17 protein-coding genes and 2 pseudogenes are annotated in these 21,272 nt (G+C 56.8%); 8 read left to right on the forward strand and 11 right to left on the reverse strand.

Annotated elements, in window-relative coordinates; genetic code table 11:
- Positions 1-307: 307 nt before the first annotated feature.
- Positions 308-1,129, reverse strand: a pseudogene (locus JQ641_RS36605) (ABC transporter substrate-binding protein); the annotation flags it as partial.
- A gap of 484 nt (positions 1,130-1,613) precedes the next feature.
- On the opposite strand from JQ641_RS36605, the gene JQ641_RS36610 reads away from it, so the two are divergent.
- Both JQ641_RS36610 and JQ641_RS36615 read left to right on the forward strand, forming a co-directional pair.
- Complete coding sequence (locus JQ641_RS36610; protein WP_212002044.1) at positions 1,614-3,404, forward strand: adenylate/guanylate cyclase domain-containing protein; 1,791 nt, start codon at positions 1,614-1,616, stop codon at positions 3,402-3,404.
- Positions 3,405-3,583: 179 nt separating this feature from the next.
- The gene (locus JQ641_RS36615; protein ID WP_212002046.1) at positions 3,584-4,588 is read left to right on the forward strand and encodes a methyltransferase; all 1,005 of its coding nucleotides are present in this window, start codon (positions 3,584-3,586) and stop codon (positions 4,586-4,588) included.
- A 171-nt stretch (positions 4,589-4,759) separates the two neighbouring features.
- On the opposite strand, the gene JQ641_RS36620 is transcribed toward JQ641_RS36615, so the two are convergent.
- From JQ641_RS36620 to JQ641_RS36630, 3 genes and pseudogenes are all read right to left on the reverse strand, one after another.
- Positions 4,760-5,734 carry an ABC transporter substrate-binding protein gene (locus tag JQ641_RS36620; RefSeq protein WP_212002048.1) on the reverse strand — a complete coding sequence of 325 codons (975 nt, stop codon included), beginning with the start codon at positions 5,732-5,734 and terminating at the stop codon, positions 4,760-4,762.
- Between the two features lie 202 nt (positions 5,735-5,936).
- Positions 5,937-6,321 (reverse strand): annotated as a pseudogene (locus JQ641_RS36625) (NUDIX hydrolase).
- Positions 6,321-6,632 carry a hypothetical protein gene (locus tag JQ641_RS36630; protein ID WP_212002050.1) on the reverse strand — a complete coding sequence of 104 codons (312 nt, stop codon included), beginning with the start codon at positions 6,630-6,632 and terminating at the stop codon, positions 6,321-6,323. The pseudogene JQ641_RS36625 and the gene JQ641_RS36630 overlap by 1 nt, the downstream one beginning before the upstream one ends.
- 530 nt (positions 6,633-7,162) lie before the next feature.
- Here JQ641_RS36630 and JQ641_RS36635 point away from each other — a divergent pair.
- Positions 7,163-7,795 (forward strand): tyrosine-type recombinase/integrase, encoded by a 633-nt coding sequence (locus JQ641_RS36635; protein ID WP_212002052.1) that lies wholly within the window; start codon positions 7,163-7,165, stop codon positions 7,793-7,795.
- A 98-nt stretch (positions 7,796-7,893) separates the two neighbouring features.
- On the opposite strand, the gene JQ641_RS36640 is transcribed toward JQ641_RS36635, so the two are convergent.
- From JQ641_RS36640 to JQ641_RS36650, 3 genes are all read right to left on the reverse strand, one after another.
- Complete coding sequence (locus JQ641_RS36640; RefSeq protein ID WP_212002053.1) at positions 7,894-8,871, reverse strand: ABC transporter substrate-binding protein; 978 nt, start codon at positions 8,869-8,871, stop codon at positions 7,894-7,896.
- 265 nt (positions 8,872-9,136) lie between these two features.
- Positions 9,137-10,126 carry an ABC transporter substrate-binding protein gene (locus JQ641_RS36645; RefSeq protein WP_212002055.1) on the reverse strand — a complete coding sequence of 330 codons (990 nt, stop codon included), beginning with the start codon at positions 10,124-10,126 and terminating at the stop codon, positions 9,137-9,139.
- Between the two features lie 306 nt (positions 10,127-10,432).
- Positions 10,433-11,437, reverse strand: a complete 1,005-nt coding sequence (locus tag JQ641_RS36650; RefSeq protein WP_212002057.1) for an ABC transporter substrate-binding protein — start codon at positions 11,435-11,437, stop codon at positions 10,433-10,435.
- A 172-nt stretch (positions 11,438-11,609) separates the two neighbouring features.
- On the opposite strand from JQ641_RS36650, the gene JQ641_RS36655 reads away from it, so the two are divergent.
- The 3 genes from JQ641_RS36655 to JQ641_RS36665 are packed head-to-tail and all read left to right on the forward strand — an operon-like array spanning position 11,610 to position 12,977.
- Entirely contained in the window at positions 11,610-12,077 is a 468-nt protein-coding gene (locus JQ641_RS36655; RefSeq protein ID WP_212002058.1) for a hypothetical protein, read from the forward strand.
- 19 nt (positions 12,078-12,096) lie between these two features.
- A complete protein-coding gene (locus JQ641_RS36660; protein WP_212002062.1) occupies positions 12,097-12,618 on the forward strand; it encodes a DinB family protein in 522 nt (173 codons plus the stop codon).
- 44 nt (positions 12,619-12,662) lie between these two features.
- Positions 12,663-12,977 carry a hypothetical protein gene (locus JQ641_RS36665; RefSeq protein ID WP_212002064.1) on the forward strand — a complete coding sequence of 105 codons (315 nt, stop codon included), beginning with the start codon at positions 12,663-12,665 and terminating at the stop codon, positions 12,975-12,977.
- A 671-nt stretch (positions 12,978-13,648) separates the two neighbouring features.
- Here JQ641_RS36665 and JQ641_RS36670 read toward each other — a convergent pair.
- The 4 genes from JQ641_RS36670 to JQ641_RS36685 all read right to left on the reverse strand — a co-directional run bounded on the left by JQ641_RS36670 (position 13,649) and on the right by JQ641_RS36685 (position 19,072).
- Complete coding sequence (locus JQ641_RS36670; RefSeq protein ID WP_212002066.1) at positions 13,649-14,095, reverse strand: type 1 periplasmic-binding domain-containing protein; 447 nt, start codon at positions 14,093-14,095, stop codon at positions 13,649-13,651.
- Positions 14,096-14,765: 670 nt separating this feature from the next.
- Positions 14,766-15,167 carry a PTS sugar transporter subunit IIA gene (locus JQ641_RS36675; protein WP_212002068.1) on the reverse strand — a complete coding sequence of 134 codons (402 nt, stop codon included), beginning with the start codon at positions 15,165-15,167 and terminating at the stop codon, positions 14,766-14,768.
- Positions 15,168-15,752: 585 nt separating this feature from the next.
- The gene (locus JQ641_RS36680) at positions 15,753-16,244 is read right to left on the reverse strand and encodes a YodC family protein (protein ID WP_349628681.1); all 492 of its coding nucleotides are present in this window, start codon (positions 16,242-16,244) and stop codon (positions 15,753-15,755) included.
- A 1,091-nt stretch (positions 16,245-17,335) separates the two neighbouring features.
- Positions 17,336-19,072, reverse strand: coding sequence for a PHA/PHB synthase family protein (locus tag JQ641_RS36685; protein ID WP_212002071.1), 1,737 nt, complete (start codon positions 19,070-19,072; stop codon positions 17,336-17,338).
- Positions 19,073-19,625: 553 nt separating this feature from the next.
- Here JQ641_RS36685 and JQ641_RS36690 point away from each other — a divergent pair.
- Positions 19,626-20,795 (forward strand): MFS transporter, encoded by a 1,170-nt coding sequence (locus JQ641_RS36690; RefSeq protein ID WP_212002072.1) that lies wholly within the window; start codon positions 19,626-19,628, stop codon positions 20,793-20,795.
- Positions 20,796-20,985: 190 nt separating this feature from the next.
- On the forward strand, positions 20,986-21,174 hold the full coding sequence (locus JQ641_RS36695) for a hypothetical protein (RefSeq protein WP_212002073.1): 189 nt from the start codon (positions 20,986-20,988) through the stop codon (positions 21,172-21,174).
- Positions 21,175-21,272 lie beyond the last annotated feature (98 nt).

The raw sequence follows: 21,272 nt of genomic DNA on the forward strand, positions 1-21,272 counted from the left end.
CGCGTGCGCCAAGCGGCCAAAACGCCGTTGTGCCGCCAAGAATCGCGATGAAATCGCGGCGTTGCATGTGCCTCCTGAGAAAGCTTCGTGCGATACTCAAGCCTAGCACTTTGCGAGCGGTCAGCGAGAACAATGACACCCATCTCGCCCCAAAGGCGATCAGCCTTGATGTCGCAGTTGGGTCAAACGCGTCACGTTGGCTGTGCCGTTCACTTCCGGTTTGCACCCAGCTCCGGAAATGCCGCTTACACCACAAACTAACGCTATGTGCCACAAGCGGACATCGCGCCGCCGTAAACAGCAGGCGCTACTCGATCACCTCGTCCGCCCGGCCGAGTAGTGTCGTTGGCACGCTTAAACCAAGCATTTTAGCGGTTCGAAGATTGATCACCAGTTCGAATTTTGCCGGCATCTGAACCGGCAACTCGTTTACCTTTGTCCCTTTGAGAATTCGATCGACGTAAGGGCCAACTGATTTAAAAAATTCGGAGAAGTCAGTTCCATAGGACAGCAGCCCACCGTCTGCAGGACCCGCGCGAAACGGAAATACTGATGGAAGTTTATAGAAGGCCGCAAGTTCGACGAAGCGTTTCCGATGGGTCGCCATGAAGTTGTCCGCCATCATGACGAGCCCCCCGCCGGGTTCGCTGCCAAGCATCGAGATCGCCGCTTCAATGTCGGCCTCACTACGAACCGGAGTTACTTGTGGCAATACGCCCATGGATCGGGCGGCGGCTTCGAATGGCGCGGCGAAAAACGCTCCCTTGCGCGGGGCAAATTCGGGATTGAACAGACCTGCTGCCCGTACGACTCGAGCGTCGGCTTCTTTGAGCAATTCAAGCCACTTGCCTGACATTGAAGCTTCATAGTTGATGAAGCCGGTGATGTTGCTATCGGGTCGTGCCAAGCTCGAAACAAAGCTTTCGCCTACGGGATCGGAAACGATCGTAAAAATTATCGGGATGGTCGCGGTTTCCCGTCGAGCCGCCGCCGTCGTAGTCGTGGAAGTGCTCACAATTACCTCGGGTTGCCCCGCAACTAACTCTCTCGCGGCATTTTGAATATGCTCGATGTTAGGACCGGGCCAGCGAACGTCGATTTCCACGTTACGACCTGCTGTCCAACCGACCCGCTCAAGGCCTTACACAATTTGATTCAGACGCAGTTGTCCGGCTGGATCGCTCGAAGCGTATGCCATCAAAACGCCGATCCGTCGTACCCGCACCTGTTGGGAGAGCGCGCTAAGCGGCCAAGAAAACCGCCACGGCACCTAGAAGCAAGATGAACTCAAGCCGTCGCATGCGTCCCTCCCTTTCAAGGACCACGCCTAGAGCGGACCGAGCCTACCAGCTTCCAAATAGGGTGAACGTGATGCAATTAGCCGCATGCAGGACAGACGACCTAGCGCGCACTGCATCGATGGTTAGGGTCATTCGCGTCGGTTTGATCGAACCACGGCGACTTCCGCTCTATCCCGAGGAACGGACATCTCAGGATACGCAGGCATGTCTCAAAGGTGCCAACACCGGACCTAATCTTGTTCAGGCAGCAAGGCGCGTCTGGCACGGCCTTCTGATCCGTTCTACACTGGGTTGTGGGTTGTGGTAGCGGTCATGGCGCAGGAGCAATCAGGGCGGGTCGGGCGGAAGTTGGTGGCGATAATGGCCGCCGACGTGGCCGGTTATTCGCGGCTCATGCATTACGACGAAGAGGGCACACATGCGCGTCTGACCGCCCTTCTAGCGGGCATTGTCGAGCCAGCTATTGCGGAGTACGGCGGTCGCGTGGTCAAGCACACAGGTGACGGGTTTCTGGCCGAGTTCCCCAGCGCGGTCGAAGCGGTGCGAGCGGCCCGGCATTTTCAAGACAGCATTCGAAATCTCGCCGCCGGAGAGGCAGAAGATCGGCGCCTTGTATTCCGTGTCGGTATCAACATCGGCGATGTGATCGTCGAGGCGCACGATATCTTTGGCGATGGCGTCAACATCGCGGCCCGGCTCGAGAGCATCGCAGAGCCCGGGGGTATCTGCATCTCGTCTTCTGCCTACGACCATGTTCGAGGCAAGGTCGGGGCCGAGTTCGTTGATATGGGCGAGCAAAATCTCAAGAACATCGACCGCCCTGTGCGGGCTTATGCCATGGTTCGGGATGGGCATAGCTCGGCTACACTGGTCGAGCGCGCCAGGCTAGGCCCCACTTCGGCGCCGCGTCTTTCCATCGTGGTTCTACCGTTCGCGAATATCGGCGGCGATCCCGACCAAGACTACTTTGCCGATGGCGTGACCGAGAGCCTCACCACCGACTTGTCACGCATCAGAGGCTCGTTCGTTATCGGCCGACACACCTCGTTCACCTATAAAGGCAAGGCCGTTGATCTCAAGCAAATCGGTCGCGAGCTGAACGTTCGCTACGTGCTCGAAGGCTCCGTGCAGCGCGGTGGTAACCGGCTTCGGGTGAACGTGCAGCTTATCAGCGCGGAAACTGGCAACTACCTTTGGGCCGAGCGCTTCGACAATTCCATCACCGATCTGTTCGATATGCAGGACGAAATTGTCTCCCGGCTCGCCAACACGCTGGACGCCCAGCTGATCGCGGCCGAGGCGTGCCGAGCGGAACGTTCGCTGCACTCCGATGCAATGGATTTGTATTTTCAAGGCATCGCTCGCATGCACAAGGGGCTGACCAACGAACACATGGCGCAAGCGCTTGGCTTTTTTGAACGGGCCTTGGCTCTCGATCCGGGCAATATCGAGGCATTGGTTGGCGTGGCATTAATTGACCTCAATAGGGGGGCTAACTTTTCTACCGTTGACTGGGCCGCGCGCCTCGCGGCGGCCGAGGCGACCTTGATTAAGGTTCTGTCCATGGACCCCCATTACGCGCAGGCCCACATGCATATGGGTTATGTCCAGATTTTTACGAACCGCGCGAACCGAGGCATCGCTCAATGCGAACAGGCGCTGGCGCTGGATCGCAACTTGCCCAACGCGCACGCGTTAATCGGTCTTGCCAAATATTTTCTCGGTCGGGGCGAAGAGACCGAGGGCCATATCCATGAGGCGCTCCACCTCTCGCCACGGGATATCTTCGCCTTTCGCTGGATGATGTGGGTCGGCCTCGCCAAGGTTCAACTCAATTCTTACGCGGAAGCGGTCGCTTGGTACCGCCGGGGCATCGACGCCAACCGCAATTTCCCCCTAGCGCATTTCTATCTCGCGGCCGCCCTAGCGCAACTCGGGCTGCTCGATGAGGCGCGTGCTGCCGCACAGGCCGGACTGACGCTCAATCCAGGCTTCACCGTTCGCCGCTTCCGTGCTGCCGGATTCAGCGACAATCCGAATTTCCTTGCTGGGCGCGAGCGCATGTATGAGGGCCTGCGCATGGCCGGGGTGCCGGAGGGGTGATGTCGCAGTTGGGTCAACCTGAGAAGTCGGGGCGTACAACCCGCAGGTTGGCTTTACCCCCAACTTCGGGCATGGCCTTGCACCGCGAGAACTGACGCTGTGTGCCATAAGGAAACTTGTTCAACGGGCATCCGCCGAGCACAGTAAGTCTTCGCTTCCTCTCCTACGGAGGTTCTTCAGTGACATCCAACCCTTGGCTCAATCTCCTGGGACTGATCAACGGCTTTCAGGTCACACAGGCAATTCATGTCGCGTCAACTCTTCGTATCGCAGACCATCTGAAAGGCGGTTCTCGTTCGGCAGAAGAATTGGCGCTCTTAACGCAAAGCCATGCAGGCGCTCTCTACCGACTGCTGCGGGCGCTCGCCGCAGTGGGCGTTTTTGAGGAAGATGAAAACCGAAGGTTTGCACTGACACCAATGGGAGATTGTTTGCGCACTGACTCCGCGACACCGATCGGCGCGTGGGCGGAGTGCGTCGGGAGTCCTTACGTTTGGCGCACATGGGGCCATCTGCTGCACAGCATTCGAACCGGCGAGAATGCCTTTCAAAGTCTCAACGGTAAGGACGTTTGGAATTATCGCGCCGAACGTCCGGAGGAGAGCGCGGTCTTCGATCGCGCTATGACGGAGTTTTCGCGCGGTGGCGCTGAATCAGTTATTGGCGCGTATGATTTCTCCGCTTTCCATCATGTTGTGGATGTGGGTGGCGGGCGCGGTTTAATGCTGGCAGCCATTCTGGCCGCCCATTCCCGGATGCAAGGCACGTTGTTCGATCAGCCAGGGGTCATTGCCGGAGCCGAGGCGGTTTTGGAGGCGCACGGCGTCGTCGACCGTTGCCGAATGGTGGGCGGAAGTTTCTTCGAATCGGTACCTGAAGGCGGAGATGCCTACGTGATGCGGGTGGTGATTCACGATTGGGACGATGACGAAGCGATCGCCATCTTGAAGGCGTGCCGGCGTGCGATGCGGGAGACGGCGAAGTTGGTTCTCATCGAGCGAATTATCGCGCCTGCGAACGAAGTGCCGGCGACAAAATTCATGGATCTCCACATGTTGGCTTTGCCGGGTGGGCGGGAGCGGACTCGTGACGAGTTCTCTGACCTGCTTGCCAGGTCTGGCTTCGAACTGACGCGCGTTGTGCCAGCGGCTAGTCTCAACGTCATCGAGGCCAGGCCATACTGAGCGCGAGGCGGCCCGGTCCTCCGGTGACGTCCGTTGTGGGTCAAACTGAGAAGTCCGGGTGCACGACGGGGGAAGTCGGCTTTACCCTCAAGAACGGACGTGGGCAGCCGACTTGTCAGGTCCGAAAAGTGCCAGGAACGGACTCATGCACCGCAGCAATTAATATCGTCGCTATTCGATCACCTCGTCGGCGCGGCCGAGCAACGTCATTGGGATGTCGAGGCCGAGAGCCTTAGCGGTCTTGAGGTTGATATTCAGCGTGACGTCCGTCGCCTGCTCGACGGGAAGCTCCGCCGGACGCGCCCCCTTGAGGATGCGATCAACATAGCCAGCGGCGCGTTGCCATAGCTTGAAAAGGTTGGCCGAGTACGACATTAGTCCCCCTCGCCGGACCGAGTCGATGAATGGATAGATCGCCGGCAGGTGCCGCTCTGCGGTGAGCGCGATCAGCCGGGGGATGAGGGGTATCAGAGACGGATCGTCGGTGACGATGAGGCCGTCGAGGCCCGTCTCTGCCAGAGCGGCGAAGCTGTTCTCGATGTCCGCCGGCCGCACCGAAAGGGCTGTCAGCTCGAGACCGAGCGCGGGTGCCGCTTTCTGCACGAGTTCGACTTGGTTAGCATTCGTGGGATTGTCAGGATTCCACAACACGGCGACACGATGCACCTTCGGTGCCGCCTCCTTCAGCAGTTCCAGCCACTTGACGCCATATTCGCCGGAGAGCGGCGACAGCCCGGTGATGTTGCCGCCCGGTCGAGCAAGACTTGCCACAAGACCCATTCTGACGGGATCTCCACTCATGCAGACGATCGGCACCGTGGATGTTGCACGTTGCGCAGCCAGCGAAGTGGGGGTGCCTGGAGTCACGAGGACATCGACATTGAGCGTGAGAAGTTCGGCGATCAGCGCAGGCACGCGCTCCGGTTTTCCGTCGGCGTAGCGTTCTTCCAAAACCAGGTTGCGCCCGACGACGTACCCCCGGTCCGCAAGTCCCTGACGGAATCCCGTCTGGTTGTACACGTCCGTCCCGCGGGCGCCGCTCCAGACGTAGCCGACCCGTGGCACCGCTGGTTGCTGCGCGCGGGCTGCGAGTGGCCACGCGACCACCGCGCCGCCGAGAAGCGTGATAAAGTTGCGGCGTTTCATTCAGTCACCTCGCGGCGCGCGCCACCGCCACATTATGGGCCCGTAACACGGAATTTTGAAAGTTGAGTGGCGAAATAACCGTCAGTCCGAGATGGGTCAATCGCGTCACTTTGGTCGTCGTCAGACTATTTCCGGTTTTCCCCCGGAAGCGGACATCGTCAGGGCCGGTCGGCATGTCTCAAAAGTGCCAAACGCGGAAGTGTTAGCCTCGCTTGGGGAACAGCTTGTCGCGGATGTAACGAGAGGTCGGCGTTAACCGGATGCCGCGCGGTTTACGCCACGTCGCCTTGTCTATTTCCCTCCTGTCACCGATGGCGAGACGACCGGACACTTTATTAGCGATGAATATAGCATCGCTCATCTTCCGTCCTGATGTGGGGTTCCTGGCCCTTGACCTCTTTCCAGAGCTTCAAGCGCCCCAGTTTGAGCTTTGGAAGCTCCTCCCGGATTTCCCTGCGCAGGCAATCTTTTTCCGTTTCCAGGCCACGCCTACGGCCCCCGGGAAACATCCATAAGCGGTCGCGCCTTCTTCTAACCAACAAAATCCGCCCGCGCTTTGCCGCAATGAGTTTTGACGACTTCGCCATTACTGTCCAATAAATCCACGCAGCTTTTTCACCGTTTCGGCGGCGTCCTTGGCTTCCTCGGTTGTCAGGACGGTGATCTCACCAGTACGCCTGTGCAAGACGCTGTGATGGATTGCCGCGCCTGAAAGGCCGTCCACATCCGACTTCACCGCGATGTCGTCGATATCGGAGAGCGCGAACGCGACAGGCTTTCTGTTCCACAGCAGCATTTTTTGCTGCAGCGTTGCCTTGCCGGAATCCTTGTCGAGTGTAAGCGTCGTTGAGCCTGCTTTCAAAACGAGCTTGCGCGGAGTTTCTTCGATATTAGCCATGGCAGGTCCCCGCTGGTCCCTACTTTCACATGTCAATTATCGGGCGATTTATGCGCTGTGTCGAGCAGACAAATTGACACCATAAAAACAGTGCCCGTTTGCGCCAATGGATGGGGTGGTCCGTCACCTTGGATGGCGTCGATGTGCCGTTCTGGGCGAGTTGGATTGCCGTCACCGTGGCGAGCGCGTTGAGCTTCGTCGGCTTCCGCGCCGCCATGCGCAGCTAAAGGCTGGCAGAGCCCGCCCGGGCCGATCTGTCGCCGGGCCGCGGAGCCACTTCCCTACTCGCGGGCATCGAGCCGTCGTGCTCTACCGCGACAGCGGTTTGGTGCAATATATGTTTTGCGACCCCAATATGATAGCGGAGGTTCATCGAAAGGGGCGACTTCCCGTGTGGGTCAAGCGCTACACGTGGTTTGCCGCTGGGCTGGACGCGAAGTCCGCTTAGACCCGAAAGCCGACCTAATTCCAAAGCCTGATCCGGTGGCACATGCTTCTCGCCCTCTGTAACCTAGCCGAGGAGTATGGCCATGCAGGATCAAGCGAATGGCACCCCTGAGCATAAGCGAGTGCCGTGGAACAAGGGAAAGCTCACCGGTGCAAAGCCACCGCTGCGACCTAAACACGTCTGGTCGATCCGGACCAAGCTCCAGATCGAAGGCCGCGCTTGCGACCTCGCCATGTTCAATCTGGCAATCGACAGCAAGCTTCGCGGCTGTGATGTCGTCGCCATCCGCGTCGAGGACGTAGCCGCAGGTGGATACACAGCGGATCGCGCAACGGTGCGGCAGAAGAAAACCGGGCGGCCAGTCAGATTTGAATTGAGCGAGCAGACCCGCCAAGCAGTCGATGATTATCTAAAGTCCACCGGCAAACGGCCCGGCGAGTTTTTATTCACCGGCCGTCGCGGCCCTGACCGCAACGTGACAACGCGCCAATATGCCCGGCTCGTGTCGGAGTGGATCGGAAGCGTCGGGCTGGACCCAAGGCTGTTCGGGACGCATTCACTGCGACGGACAAAAGCGACCCTGATTTATCGGCGAACGGGCAACCTGAGAGCCGTTCAGCTCTTGCTCGGGCACACTAAAATCGAAAGTACCGTTCGATATCTCGGGATCGAAGTTGATGACGCCCTGGCAATAGCGGAACAAGTTGATGTCTGAAATACCCGGGCAGAGCGGACATACTCTGCCCGACCTTTAAACGCCGGTTTGTGCCATTTCCGGACATGCACCGCAAAGCGACGTGCGCGGTTGCACGGTTATTCGATCACCTCGTCGGCTCGGGCGAGCAGCGTCAGTGGCACAGTGAGGCCGAGCGCCTTCGCAGTCTTGAGGTTGATGACCATTTCAAATTTGGTGGCAAATTCGACCGGCAGATCAGCCGGTTTGGCGCCCTTGAGGATTTTGACAACATAGCCCGCCGCACGATGAAAATTGTCTGCCAGGCTGACCCCGTAGCTGAGTAGGCCGCCCGCATCGACATGATCGCGAAAGCCGTAGATGGCCGGCAGTTTTGTGGCCGCAGCAAGTGCGGCGACCCGATCCCGTTCGTTGAACAACATACCATCGACGAGCACGATGACTGCCTGGACACCGTCCTCTGCCAATGCCCGAAATGCCGTGTCCAGATCACTGGGGCCCCGAACTTCGGCGGGAACCAACTTGATGCCCAGCCTCCGACTTGCACTCTCAGCTTCTTGACGATCGATAATCACCCCACTGGCGACGTTCACCAGCAACCCGATTGCGGTCATATTTGGAATCAAGTCGAGCGCAAGCTCGATCTGTTTACCTGCAAGGCCTTCAATGCGGAATAGTAGACCAGTGACATTGCCTCCTGGTCGTGACTCGCTCGCAATCAAACCAAAGCGGATCGGGTCGGCAAGCAATGGACAAACAATCGGAATCGTCTGCGTCAATTTCCTTGTCGCGACAGCGGCCGGCGTGACGGCGACCATGATCACGTCTGGCGTAAGGCGTACCAACTCCTCGGCCAGTTGAGGAAATCGATCCATCCGGCCCTCCGCGAAACGCCATGCGATATCGATATTCTGGCCTTCGACGTAGCCCAGCTCTCGCAAGCCCTGGACAAACGCGTTAAGCACCGGATTACCTGGGCGCGTGACTGCCACCATAACTCCGATGAGCGGCCGCTTGGACGAAACGTGTGCACGCGTCGCGAGCGGCCACGCGGTTGCCGCGCCTCCGAGCAGCGTGATGAATGCACGTCGTTTCATCGGATCACCTCGTGGCCAGGAGGGCCTGAATAGAGGTGGGCGCAGGCGGCGCCTCCGACTGAGAGGATAGCACACCTCGGGATACCGGGAGACGGTTGCGCTGCGGGATGTCAGCCCGGCTCATGCCAGCTTCGGGTCAATCAGCGTCGGTTTGACGGTCGGCCAGCCACTTCCGGTCTACCCCCGTCAACGGACGTCGCCAGATCGGCCGGGCTCTTCCGCTTCGTGCCATAAGCGGACTCATGCGCCGCAGCAAATCGCGCCTTCACTCGATCACCTCGTCGGCGATGGCGAGCAGCGACGGCGGCACTTCGAGGCCGAGCGCCTTGGCGGTCTTGAGGTTGATCACCAGTTCGAACTTGGTCGGCTGTACGACCGGGAGGTCGGCGGGCTTCTCGCCTTTGAGAATCCGGCCGGTGTAAACACCGACCAGCCGGTAGGCATCCACAAGGCTAGTTCCATAGCTGACGAGGCCGCCATCCTTCGCGGCATCGCGAAACTCGTAGATCGCGGGAATGGCATGGCGTGCCGCCAGCGCCACTATTTGATTTCGCCGGGTATTGAAGAAGGGGCCCGGGCCAACGAGGAGCGCTCCCGCTCGCACCTGCATAAGGGTCGCAAAGGCTGCGTCTATGTCGCTCTCGCTGCTAGTCTTAAGCACCAGCATTTGTCGCCCGAGAATGCGAGCCGCCGTCTGCACTTCGGCTACCGCGGCCTCAGTTGGGGGGAAATTTGGGTCAACTAGGTTGGCGATGACCATGGTTGGCGGGATTAACTCGTGGAGTATTCCCAGGCGCTTCGCCTGCATCTCAACGCTGAACATATTCACGCCGGTTAGGTTGCCCCCCGGGCGACCCAAGCTGGCGACGAAGCCCGCTTTCACCGGATCGCCACCGACAATAAAGACGATCGGAATCTTAGAGGTCGCGGCCTTGGCCGCAAACACGTCCCGTTCTCCGCCGCACGTCGTGATCACAGACACCTGACGGCGCGCCAGATCGACCGCAAGGGCGGGCAGTCGATTACTTTGGTCGTCTGCCCAGCGATAGTCGATCTCGATGTGTTGGCCCTCAATATGACCGGTTTCCTTCAGGCCCTGATGGAACGCGGCGATAAACTGAGTCCGCATCCCAGCTGACCCGCCATGGAGAAAACCAACCACCGGCATGGCCGGCTGCTGCGCGTGCGCCGCTAACGGCCAAGCGACCGCGCCGCCGAGAAGCGTGATGAACTCGCGTCGCTTCATGTCGAGCATCGCGGCTTCCTCCAGCCCTGGAGTAACCACCAGCAACCGACGGAACCGTGCAGTCGGCCGCACGGTCAGCCTGTCACAGACCGGCCAGGCAAGTCCTCGGGCAGACCTGAATTGTTATAATCGAGGTGAACCGCTGCCCTATTTCACTTTACGATTATTCGATCCCTCTGCCCAGGGTCGGGTCCGCTCAGGGTCATTCGCGTCGTTTCGACTATCGAACGGCGAATTCCGATTTCTACCCAATAAGCGGACACTCTGCCCGCCCGTCGGCATGTCTCAAAGTGCCACAACCGGACCTTTGCTTGTTCACTCAATTACCTTATCGGCACTCGCGACGAGCCCAGGAGGTACGGAAAGCCCCAGCTGCTTGGCTGTCTTGAGGTTGATGGACAACTCAAATCTGGTTACTTGGTAGAACGGGATGTCGCCGGGCTTTGCTCCTCGGAGAATTGCGTCGATATTGTTGGCGGCGCGCTTATGCAATTCGATCAGATCGAAAGAATAGGCCATTAAGCCCCCGGCCTCGATGGATTCGGTAAATGTGAAAATCGCCGGAAGCTTCGCGTCGCCGAGCAGCTTAGCGATCAACGTGCTGTTTTGAAGGATCTGAGGCGAATCGAGGACCATGACCGCATTTGCACCGTCGCGGGAGATGCTCTCGACCGCCGTCCGAATGTCTGCTTCGCTGGTACCGAATTCCAGTAAAGACACCGCGAGAGGGAGGCCTGCCGTTTCGGCAGCTGCGCGGAAAGCGCCTGCGCTCGCCCCATCCCATTGGAATCGAAGAGCGAGACAGCCAAGTTTCGACATCGTCGGAACCATCTCGCGCAATAGTGCAATCCGTTTTCCATGAATGGACAGACCGGCGTCGATGCTGGCTCCCGTGAAATTGCCGCCCGGGTGAGCCAGACTTTCGGCGATCCCTTGCTTAACGGGGTCGGTAGTTATCACTACGATCGGAATACGCGATGTTAGCTTTTTGAAGATGACTGCGCCAGGGCCAACGACGTGGATGACATCCGGGTTGCTCCGAACAATTTCCGTCGCCAGGCCTTCGGGGCCGGACGCATTTTGCTCTCGGCCGTAACTTTCGACCTTGAGGTTTTGTCCCTCGATCCACCCCAACCGCCGAAGCTCAGCGAAAAAGGCTCGGGACTTTTTGCTTTCGCTATGATCATGCAAGTCCGCGCTTGGCTCCGCTGGGCTGAAGATAGCAAGACGCTTGCGATTGGTGCTCTGCTGTGCCGCCACAGCGAGCGGCCATGCCACCGCCGCACCGCCAAGAAGACTGATGAAATTGCGCCGTCTCATGCAGCCCTCCAAGGAGGCTCAGGACCACGCTAAATCCAGGTTGAAGCATACCACATCGCGGCATGGGTAACGTCATTGGAAAAAACCGAGTTTCTATCAGCGCTATTCTTTGTAGACAACTGGAACTAATCTGGTCTGGCCAGATTAGTGCCGCGAGACTCGGGAAAGATTGATGAAACGCGGCTTCTATTTCTTGCTGATGCTTGTCTGGTTACCATCAGCAGCAATGGCGCAGTCGGTTGACTGGCAGCGCTTCGTTGTTCCGGAAAGCGGCGCGGTGGTGGATATCCCGACGGCGGTTTTTTCGAAAGAGGCCGGAAAACCAGAAAGTGGATACGGGCGGCTTTTTGAGACATCGGATGGTCGCGCAAAACTGACGGTGCAGTCGATTCCTAATGTAGCGCGCGATTCACCTGCTGTCTTTTTGGCCAAAAAAAACCCGCCACCTAACATCGTCTACAAGAAAATCACACCTCGATTCTTTGCAGTGTCCAGCTTCCGCAATGACAATATCTGGTACAACCGCTGCAATTTCTCAGGCCGTCTTGTGAACTGTGTGCTTATTTCCTATCCCGCATCAGAAAAGCGTCAGTGGGATGCGATTGTAACAAGGATCAGCAATACCCTTTCCAGCCGATGATTAGTTAGGAGCCAGCCGGGTGATCACTCAGTTTCGTCAATTGGCTGCATATAATCGCTGGGCAAATTCACGCCTGTACGCTGCAGCATTTGATCTATCCGACCAAGCGTATCGACTTCACATCGGCGTCTTCTTTGGAAGCCTTCATGCAACCCTCAACCATCTGCTCCTGACTGACCGGCTGTGGATGAAGCGGTTGACGGGTGAAGGCGATCATCCGAACCAACTTGACGAAATTCTATATGACAATCGCAAGGAACTAACTCAGGCTCGTATCGCTGAAGACAATCGGATTATTGCACTGATCGATACCTACGACGACGCCAGTTTGTCCGTTTCCCATCGTTATCGAACCACATCTGGAATGCCGCACTTTCAGCCCCTCGCGGACATTCTGCTTCATCTCTTCAACCACCAAACGCATCACCGAGGCCAATGTCATGCCTGCTTAACGATCCTAACTGGCGATGAGCCGCCTTCACTCGACCTACTAGGGTTTCAACGTGGCGGTACTGCTCCATCACTGGAAAAATTACTATAAGTGTGGATGCAGCCCCTTCCGAAAATTGGTAACGGGCAATTATTGTGAGTGATCAACGGCCAAAAACACGAAATAGCTTAATCGATGAGACCCTTTCGATCGTTCAAGACTTCTCTGCCGATTCACTCAAGGCAGAGATTCCAAGCGCGGGTGTGCAGGCGGTTCTTCGTGATGCACTGTCCTTGGTATTATCACCGAAAGATAGACTTGCGATTGACCGCGCGATGATGCAACGGCGAGTGGAGAAATTCAGAGAAAACCAGCAGAAATTTCAGCGAGAACGAGAAGAATATTACAACAAAACGATGGAAGCGGCTCAAGCTACTCAATTTGCCCCGCCTAAATTTACAAGCGAATGACTTCAATCGCGTCGCGCAGTGACCGAGGCAAAACCGTTCATCAATATTAAATTTCTTGGAAGCCCTTGCAAACCACGCTCGCGGAGAAACAAATCCACATTGGACGACGGTTCAGGTCCGATCCATGGGAAGGGCTTAGTTATGAAAAGAGCAGTATTGGCGTTGGCTACGGCTGCCACCATTGCGGTCACTGCCTTGGCGATCCCATCACCTGCCGAAGCAAGGTGGCGGGGGGGTGGCTGGGGCGGCGGTGGCTGGGGTCCTGGTCTTGCGGGCGGGCTAATTGCTGGCGCCGTCATCGGCGGCATAGCGTCCAACGCTTACGCTTATGGCCCGGGTTACGGCTATTATGGCGGTCCGGGGTACGGGTACTACGGCGGGTATGCCCCCGGCTACGGCGGTTACGCGCCAACTTACGGCTATGGCTACGCTCCGGCATACTACGGCGGATATACTCCGGCGTATTATGGTCCCCGATACCGCCGCGTTATTCGTCCTGCCTATGCGTACGGCGGCCCTCGCTACTATCGCGCGTATCGCTGGTAATGGCCCGGTTGTTCCGGCTTGAAGTCCGGATGATGAAAAGTCGCCGATAATTCGGCGGCCTTTCGATGTATTCCCCGCGGCTCAAATCTGTCACAACGACATGGGTGACGCTCTGCGGTCGGCCGTCAGCTGGTTTCCGCTGGTAGTCGGTGGGCAGCCAATACCTGTGCGTTCTCAGATGAGTGTAACGAACCGCGCCCAGCGTCAGACTGAAGGTACTTCCGGTAAGTTTTCCGGTGACCGCCCCCGATCAGAGTTAATTCTAAACTTATCCGTTTCGCGAGCCTGTAACCCGAGAGAAGGGTTGGCCCTTGCGCGGCAAGTTCGGTGGCCAATTCCGCAAGTCGATCCGGCATACCGTTGGCATAGCGAAAGACGATTTCGACGTTGCGGCCCTCAAGGAGTCCGGCTTGCGCGAGTGCGTCCTTCAACGACTGATCGACTGGTCCCATTTTTTTGGCGTCGCCAAATACTAACCACCCAAAACGAGGCAGCGTTTTCTGTGCACGCACCACCAGCGGCCACGCAGCCACCGCGCCGCCAACAACCGAAATAAACTCGCGTCGTCGCATCAGAGCCTCCGAAGGGTCGAGCAGCCAACACGTTCAACCTTAGCACCTTGTGAACCACAGTCGGGGACTAGTTGGCTTGATGTCCGTTCCGGGTCAGAAACGGTCCGGATGACTCCGAACTACGACTTCCGGTTCACCCTGAATATCGGACATCGTCGGACCACCTTGGTTCGTCCCGTTCGTGCCAGAAGCGGAACAACGTTTCAAACCGCCTTGTTTGGGCCACTTCCTCATCGGCCCTATGGTTCAAAGCGTTGATCTTTGGTTGAGCGTTTAGTCCAAAGTGTCGGAGATTTCCCATGACTGACGGTCATGTCAATCTCATCGTTCAGCACCTTTGCGAGATTGCACTTGGCGCTCCGATTGAAGGGCAGCGAAGCACATCCACCAAACGCCAAGGACATTGGATTCGATCCTGCCTCTCTAAGAACTGTATTGCTGACCGGGTTGCGTTCGGCGGGTGTCGCGATCCACCACGAGGCGGCCGGGGGAGCGAAGGGCCGTCGTGGTCCTAAACGCAAACCTCCACGCCAATTTCTCAGTTGGGTCGAAAGCGCCGATTTGGCGGTCGGTCGGCCACTTCCGGGTTACCTTGAACAACGGACATCATTGGCCCGGTTGGTCGGGTCCGTCCTTGGGATGGGGTCGCATTTAGAGCGCCCCTCGTCCCTCATTTCCCGGCAAGCACGCTGCTGGCGATGGTGACGTATTTGCGACCGGCCTCCTGAGCCATGTCTACAGCCTCCAGCAGGGAGCGGCTCTCGCGCACTTTGGCCAATTTGACCAGCATGGGAAGATTGATGCCCGCGAGCACTTCCACGTTTGGGCGGCTCATGCAGGAAATCGCGAGGTTGGAGGGCGTGCCGCCGAACATGTCGGTGAGGATAGCGACACCATCGCCGCTGTCGACACGATTCACCGCTTCGATGATATCGCCTCGACACAAATCGGCGGCGTCTTCGGCCCCAATCGCGATGGCTTCAATTTGCTTTTGCGGACCCATAACATGCTCGAGCGCCGCCCTGAACTCGTCGGCAAGGCGTCCATGGGTCACAAGCACTAGACCAATCATCGGAACCCGGTCCTGAGCAAGTCGAACGGCGCCTCCGCGACCAGGACGATCGTTTTATTCGAGGTAGAGGGGCCAAAAGCGCCAGACAGGCATGCGCTCAACTAACAATGGCATGTGGTGCCGACGCTTCTAAATCGACGCTGGCCACCAAGTCTTGTGATGACGCGCCAAAAATTTGGGATCTCGCGCCAATGAGAAAGCCCAGAACGCATTTATCGATGCATCAAACTGGCGCCTAAAGCGAGTAACAGGGCAGCATGATCTTACTAAGCTTTGATTCACGGGCCGACCGCAAATATTATGTCGAGCCAGTCCCGGCGAGTAGCGGACTTCTGCTTTGATACGGAATTCCTCCTTCGAGCCTAGCTATTTCCGCCGTGCTGGCGCAAAAGCCAAGCTTAAACTAACGTAACCTTGCACTTGCTGAACGGCGTAGCTTCGGAATGCTCGGTGGGCTACCATCACGTCCAAGCAATTAGGTGAGCCGCTTCTATAATTTGCTGGTCTCTCGCTAGATGCGCCGCACGGCAGGACGCTCCAGCAGACTAGACTATCGGCGCCGATAGCTGGGTACGAAGACAGTTTTTAGCTAGTGAAGACAATGTCGTTTTTCGGGGGTTTCGCGGGTTTTCGTTTTGTGGGATTTGCTTTGGATGCAGCGCAGGAGTCCGCAGCTGGGCGGTTCATCGCATCAGCCATTTCATCAAGGACCACCTTGTAGTCACCCAAGGCTTGCTGCGAAGGTCCTTCAGCTTTTCTGGGATCGGTTGTCTCTAACGGAGCATGTTCTACGGCCCTGTGGTCGAACCGCACTCGCTCCAGTTTTTCCCCGACGAACCAGACGCAGAGCATTCCCGTAATTTTATCGTCGTCGAAAATATTGGTGTTGACGGTATCGACCGTCATGGTTGGTCCACCCGATTTCAAAACCACGAGATCGCCAGACTTAAAGAGGTGTGGCATCGTTGAACCCCTTACATCAAAGCGAATCAACTTAGTTGCGTTGCAACATAGCAGCCTCCCGCAATCTGCTAAAGGTACTAGGAGCATCTGTTCACCGGTCAAATGACCCATCATTATGTAGTGCGATAGGCCTGCGCCATCACGACGCCTCTAAACTCTTGGAGGATAGTGTATGGTTGTCTTTCGGTGAGGTGCCATGACATTCGCCATTCACGGATCGAAAGACGGACAGAGCGTCGTCACTGTTCGCATCAGCCCAGATGCTGCTGTCGATAAAGCTCGCCTACTGGAAGGCTCCGGTTGGCAAGTTCATATTACGGACTTAGCCGGGCGCCAGTTCGGCGTTTCAGACTTTCATCGATTTTGGATCAATCGAGAGCATGGCTACCTGACCTGCTCCTCTGAGCCAGGAGCGTCAACGAACCTATAAAGTGCAGTCGGTGAACGATGGGATTGAACCGCTGCGTTCATCTCAATTGATGTCAAAGAAAATCCCGTAGCCGTGATATTTCAAAAATCTGTTCTGCGCACAAAACCTCAGTTACTAATGGAGGCTGAGGAGCTGTGCGAATCTCGTACAAGGTATGTTGCAATTCAGGTTTGGACATAAACTCCTGAATGCATTCGTCCAGCGTTCCATCCCGTAACGACCACAATATCCTATGCCAGAGAGGCGCTTTACTTTGCAAAGAAAACCCCGGCGGTCCGTGTGGACGTATGCCGGGGCCTGATAGGTTGAGGGTGTTGCGCTGTTGTTTTTGCTCTTTAGCGCTAACCTCACCATCGAGACATGTCGAAGCTATGCAACAGGTCTCGATGCAGCTGCCTAGAAAGGAGCCCCGTAAAAGCGCGGTGCTCTATTTCTCATTGCTGCGGTGCAACAACCTTGCTTGCTTATTAGGCAGCGGATTCTCTATATGGCATCCAGATCAATTAGGTCGGGGGATCGCCTCCAGAATGATCGACTAAGGACTTTTAGACATGGCCGATTTTTCTAGCGTTCAGCAGCATCTCACCGCGATCACAACTGCCCAGACCGACTTCGCCAAGTCGTCGTTCGAGGCGAGCAAGGCGTACTTTCAAAAGCTGCTGGTGTGAAGTCTGACGCGCACGATCTTCGGCTACGTGATTTCATCACGGCCAGTGAAAGGGAATTTCGCGGTTCGAACCAGACTCACACGCAGTGCTGATCGCAACCCATCGAATCAGTTTGATTTTTGCTTCACGTAACGGCCCGGCGCTGGCTCGATGATGTGATAGCCCGCGCTGCCGGCCTGCACCGGGGCGGGAGTCCTCCCGCTCGAATGCCGCTTGATCCAGAAATCCCAGTCGAGCCACCAGCTTCCGGATTTCTCTTCTGCAGCTTCCAACCAATCTTTTGCTTCGCAAGTAAGATCGTCATTCAGCCAGTGGCTCCGTTTGTTGCGGGCGGGCGGATTGATGACGCCGGCAACGTGACCACTCGCTGCGAGAACGAAACGTGGGTCTTTTCCGATTAGGTCTTTCGACAGGTACGCGCTTTGCCACGGAACGATGTGGTCCTCGCGCGAGGCCAGGATATAGAGCGGCGCCTTGACACGGGAAAGATCGACAGGAACTCCGCACTGAGTGGTTTTACCCGGCTCCTTGATGTTGTTTTCCAGATACGTATTGCGCGTGTACCAACAATACATCGGGCCTGGCAGGCTGACGCTGTCAGAGTCCCAGTACAACAGGTCAAATGCATCCGGCGTTGCGCCTTTCAAATAGCTGTCGACGACATAGCGCCAGATCAGATCGTTGGCGCGTAACGTTCCGAACGTGAAAGCCAGTTCCTTGCCGGGTAGAATGCCCCCTCTCCCGATCGTCGCCTCTCGCAAGACAACTGAGCCTTCGTCGATCAGCAAGCCGATATCGCCGGTGTCCTTAAAGTCCAGCATGGTCGTCAATAGTGTGATCGTCGCGAGCTTGCGTTCGCCACGCCCGGCAAGGACCCCTGCTGCACAGCTCAAAATCGTCCCACCGACGCAGAAACCGAGCGCATGAACTTCGTCAACATTGACGATGTCGCGTACCACATCGATCGCCTTGAGTGGGCCAAGCCTCAAATAATCATCCCAACCGAGATGTCCGATCTCAGGCACCGCACTTCGCCAGGAAATTAGGAAAACATGATGACCCTGGGCAACTGCATATTCGACAAAGGAATTGCCCGCACCTAGATCGAGAAGGTAGTATTTATTGATACACGGCGGTACGATCAGTAGTGGCGTCTTCTCCACGTCAGGCGTCTGGGGCGTGTACTGACTCAGCTGGATCAATTCGTTCTCAAAGACAACAAAGCCCGGAGTAATCGCAAGGTTGCCTCCCACCTCGAAGGCAGATTCATCCACCCGCGTAATTCGTCCTTTTTGAATATCTTCAATCAGGTTTTTGATCCCGGCTGAAAGACTCGCAGAGCGGGTTTGGATTGCCGTGCGAATAACTTCCGGGTTCGTCGCAGGAAAATTCGACGGACTCATCGCGTCGATAAATTGTCGCGCGTGAAATCGAAGCTGTAGCCTGGTCTTGTCGTCAACCTGCGCGTGATCTACGAACTCGGACAATTGCTTTGAAGCTAACAGGTAGCTTTGCTTGAGAAAATCGTAATAGGGAGTCTCCTGCCAGGCGTCGTCTTTGAATCGCTTGTCGCCGCGCGCCGGCTGGGTGGTGACGTTCATTCCGAACGAAAGCGTCCTAACCAGAGACTTGTTCCAGAAGCGCCAGAATTGCGTAAGATATTCGCGTTGCATGTCCATTGCGAAAGTAAACGGCGAAAAGCTCTGGCCAATCGGCGACGGCCCCTTGCCTCGGACTCCGAGGGCAGCGGCAAGCCCGTCGTCAAATTGCTTCATCGATTGTTGACCCGCCTTCATCAAGCTTTCAAGATATGCGGACGGATCGCCAGGTGGGATCTTTTCCATGTAAACCTCCAGCGATCAGATATCGTAATGGGCCGAGCCGTATCATCTTCCCGGGATCATAAGTCGTACAACGGACAAAACACACAATTGATCCGCAGACGCGCAAATCGGCTGTCGCAAATACCGCGCGCAGCTTCCTTGCCGCTCCCGGAATTGGCAAAGGATTGCTCGAAGTGACATAATGCACTTTGCACAACGAATATCCTGCATCCTTTTCCTGAACTCGTCACCATACGCCATCGATCGGTACCCCAGTAGCCTTCCTCCCGTTCATCGTAGAATGCCCACGGCTTTGGACCGGCGCGTGTGTTCGACCGGGACGTTTTCAAATTCCCCGCGATCGACCGCGCAAACGGCTCCGCGAACATGAGGGGGCGGTCTGCGAGCGATTATTTACCAAGAAGGCGAGCGCTGCGTTCACACTCCTAACGTCAGCTTGTGACCCCGAAGCCGACCGACGGGTCCCAGCGAAGTTAGAAATGCGTTTCCAGAAAAATCCATGTGAGTTACGCTGAAGCGCGAATTCATACTGAACTGGTCAGGAAGCCAAGCGATGGGCAATCGTTGGGTCGTGCTTGCGGTTCTCTTCTCAATTCGGACCACTATGGCGGTTCAATTTCAAAGCGTCGCCACGGTTGCTCCGCTTCTCAAGACCGACCTCAGTTTCAGCCTCGGAGATATTGGACTTTTGATTGGTCTCTATTCCGTGCCTGGCATCGCACTTGCTTTGCTTAGCGGCATCATTGGGCAGAGGTTCGGCGACAAGAACACAGTACTCGCGGGTCTCGCTCTGATGATTGTCGGCGGCTTGATCATGGCGTTTTCACCGTCTTGGGGCGGTCAGATTTCGGGGCGGGTCGTGGCCGGAATTGGCGGCGTGCTCATAAGCGTTCTGATGATGAAGATGGTCGCAGACTATTTCAGCGGTAAGGAGATTTCGACGGCCATGGCGATCTTCGTCAGCTCTTGGCCAATCGGCATCGGGATCGCCCTGTTGGCGTTACCGCCAATTGGCGTGGTCTATGGTGCAAGCGTGGTGCATCTAGTCGTGGCAGCCCTAATCGCAGTCGGCGCAAGTCTTCTTTTGGCGAGTTCGTACAGTTCGCCGTCGGTCTCAACGGCGAGATCGAGCGGGCGTCCTGGACTACAGGCCGCAATGGCTTTGGTCTCCGCAGGATTGATATGGGGCTTGTTCAACATTGGCTTCGCGATGATTTTCAGCTTCGGTCCATCAATGCTTGTTGAGCGCGGTTGGTCGATCACAGCGGCGGGATCAGCGATGAGCGTTGCGCTTTGGCTAACCGCGTTGGCGACTCCTTTTGGTGGCATCCTCGGCGATCGAACCGGCCGTCCCGATGCAGTAATGCTTTCAAGCTTCCTTGCAATTGCAGCACTGCTGATATTTGCGTCCCGAACCGAAGCGGTCATGCCGGGCATTATTGGATTAGGGATCTTGTGTGGCCTGGTGGTCGGTCCGATCATGAGTTTGCCTACTCTTGTGCTCCAGCCCGCAACTCGGGCGATTGGCATGGGAGTGTTCGCTTCTGTTTCTTACGTCGGTTTGGTGCTGGGACCCGCCCTCGGAGGCAAGTACGCAACGTGGGCCGGCGGCGCAGGCGCGGCCTTCGATTTCGGTGCGGCAGCTCTTCTGATCTGTCCGCTCGTCCTGTGGGTTTTTTACCGCTTCCAGCGCGAGGTAAATATCCCGGTGTCTGCGACCTGATCGGCTTTTCCGCTGTTTAGCGGACATGGACCGACGCGCCTCGACTGAGGTCACCTTTACGCCAGAGGCGCACGAGCATCAAGGGAACTGGAACAATGTCCAAGCGAACTGATTGGAAATTGTTACGGCTTAGCTGGGATAGACAAAGAAGTATTCCTGGAGAAGCGTGTTACCAGGGAAGGAGCATCAAATGGATGACGAACGAAAATCATCAAAAGCGGGAGAACGGGCCGCTGAAGGCTTGCGCGAGGCGACTACTAAGGAAGAAGCGAAAAACGAGAGCAAGACGGGGCACGATCTAGCTAAGGGCGCTGATCGCTTCGAAGAACGCTCTAAAAGCTCCGATGGAAAAAGCGCCAAAGAAAAACAGAAAGGGTGAACTATACAGCAGACCCGGCGCGGCGTTTCCGTGCAAGAACCTCCATGCAGGCCAACCGGGCCGATAGTTGGCTGAGGTGACCACCCGTTGGCCTAAAC

This window comes from Bradyrhizobium sp. JYMT SZCCT0180 (assembly GCF_018130165.1).
Taxonomy (GTDB): domain Bacteria; phylum Pseudomonadota; class Alphaproteobacteria; order Rhizobiales; family Xanthobacteraceae; genus Bradyrhizobium.

What these genes read in the sequence shown, in the direction of transcription:
- JQ641_RS36675 (WP_212002068.1), bottom strand. Translation starts at nt 15,167, where the DNA reads ATGATTGGTCTAGTGCTTGTGACCCATGGACGCCTTGCCGACGAGTTC.
- JQ641_RS36635 (WP_212002052.1), top strand. Translation starts at nt 7,163, where the DNA reads ATGCAGGATCAAGCGAATGGCACCCCTGAGCATAAGCGAGTGCCGTGG.
- JQ641_RS36630 (WP_212002050.1), bottom strand. Translation starts at nt 6,632, where the DNA reads ATGGCTAATATCGAAGAAACTCCGCGCAAGCTCGTTTTGAAAGCAGGC.
- JQ641_RS36640 (WP_212002053.1), bottom strand. Translation starts at nt 8,871, where the DNA reads ATGAAACGACGTGCATTCATCACGCTGCTCGGAGGCGCGGCAACCGCG.
- JQ641_RS36670 (WP_212002066.1), bottom strand. Translation starts at nt 14,095, where the DNA reads ATGCGACGACGCGAGTTTATTTCGGTTGTTGGCGGCGCGGTGGCTGCG.
- JQ641_RS36695 (WP_212002073.1), top strand. Translation starts at nt 20,986, where the DNA reads ATGGATGACGAACGAAAATCATCAAAAGCGGGAGAACGGGCCGCTGAA.
- JQ641_RS36645 (WP_212002055.1), bottom strand. Translation starts at nt 10,126, where the DNA reads ATGCTCGACATGAAGCGACGCGAGTTCATCACGCTTCTCGGCGGCGCG.
- JQ641_RS36610 (WP_212002044.1), top strand. Translation starts at nt 1,614, where the DNA reads ATGGCGCAGGAGCAATCAGGGCGGGTCGGGCGGAAGTTGGTGGCGATA.
- JQ641_RS36655 (WP_212002058.1), top strand. Translation starts at nt 11,610, where the DNA reads ATGAAACGCGGCTTCTATTTCTTGCTGATGCTTGTCTGGTTACCATCA.
- JQ641_RS36685 (WP_212002071.1), bottom strand. Translation starts at nt 19,072, where the DNA reads ATGGAAAAGATCCCACCTGGCGATCCGTCCGCATATCTTGAAAGCTTG.
- JQ641_RS36690 (WP_212002072.1), top strand. Translation starts at nt 19,626, where the DNA reads ATGGGCAATCGTTGGGTCGTGCTTGCGGTTCTCTTCTCAATTCGGACC.
- JQ641_RS36620 (WP_212002048.1), bottom strand. Translation starts at nt 5,734, where the DNA reads ATGAAACGCCGCAACTTTATCACGCTTCTCGGCGGCGCGGTGGTCGCG.
- JQ641_RS36680 (WP_349628681.1), bottom strand. Translation starts at nt 16,244, where the DNA reads ATGATGGGTCATTTGACCGGTGAACAGATGCTCCTAGTACCTTTAGCA.
- JQ641_RS36650 (WP_212002057.1), bottom strand. Translation starts at nt 11,437, where the DNA reads ATGAGACGGCGCAATTTCATCAGTCTTCTTGGCGGTGCGGCGGTGGCA.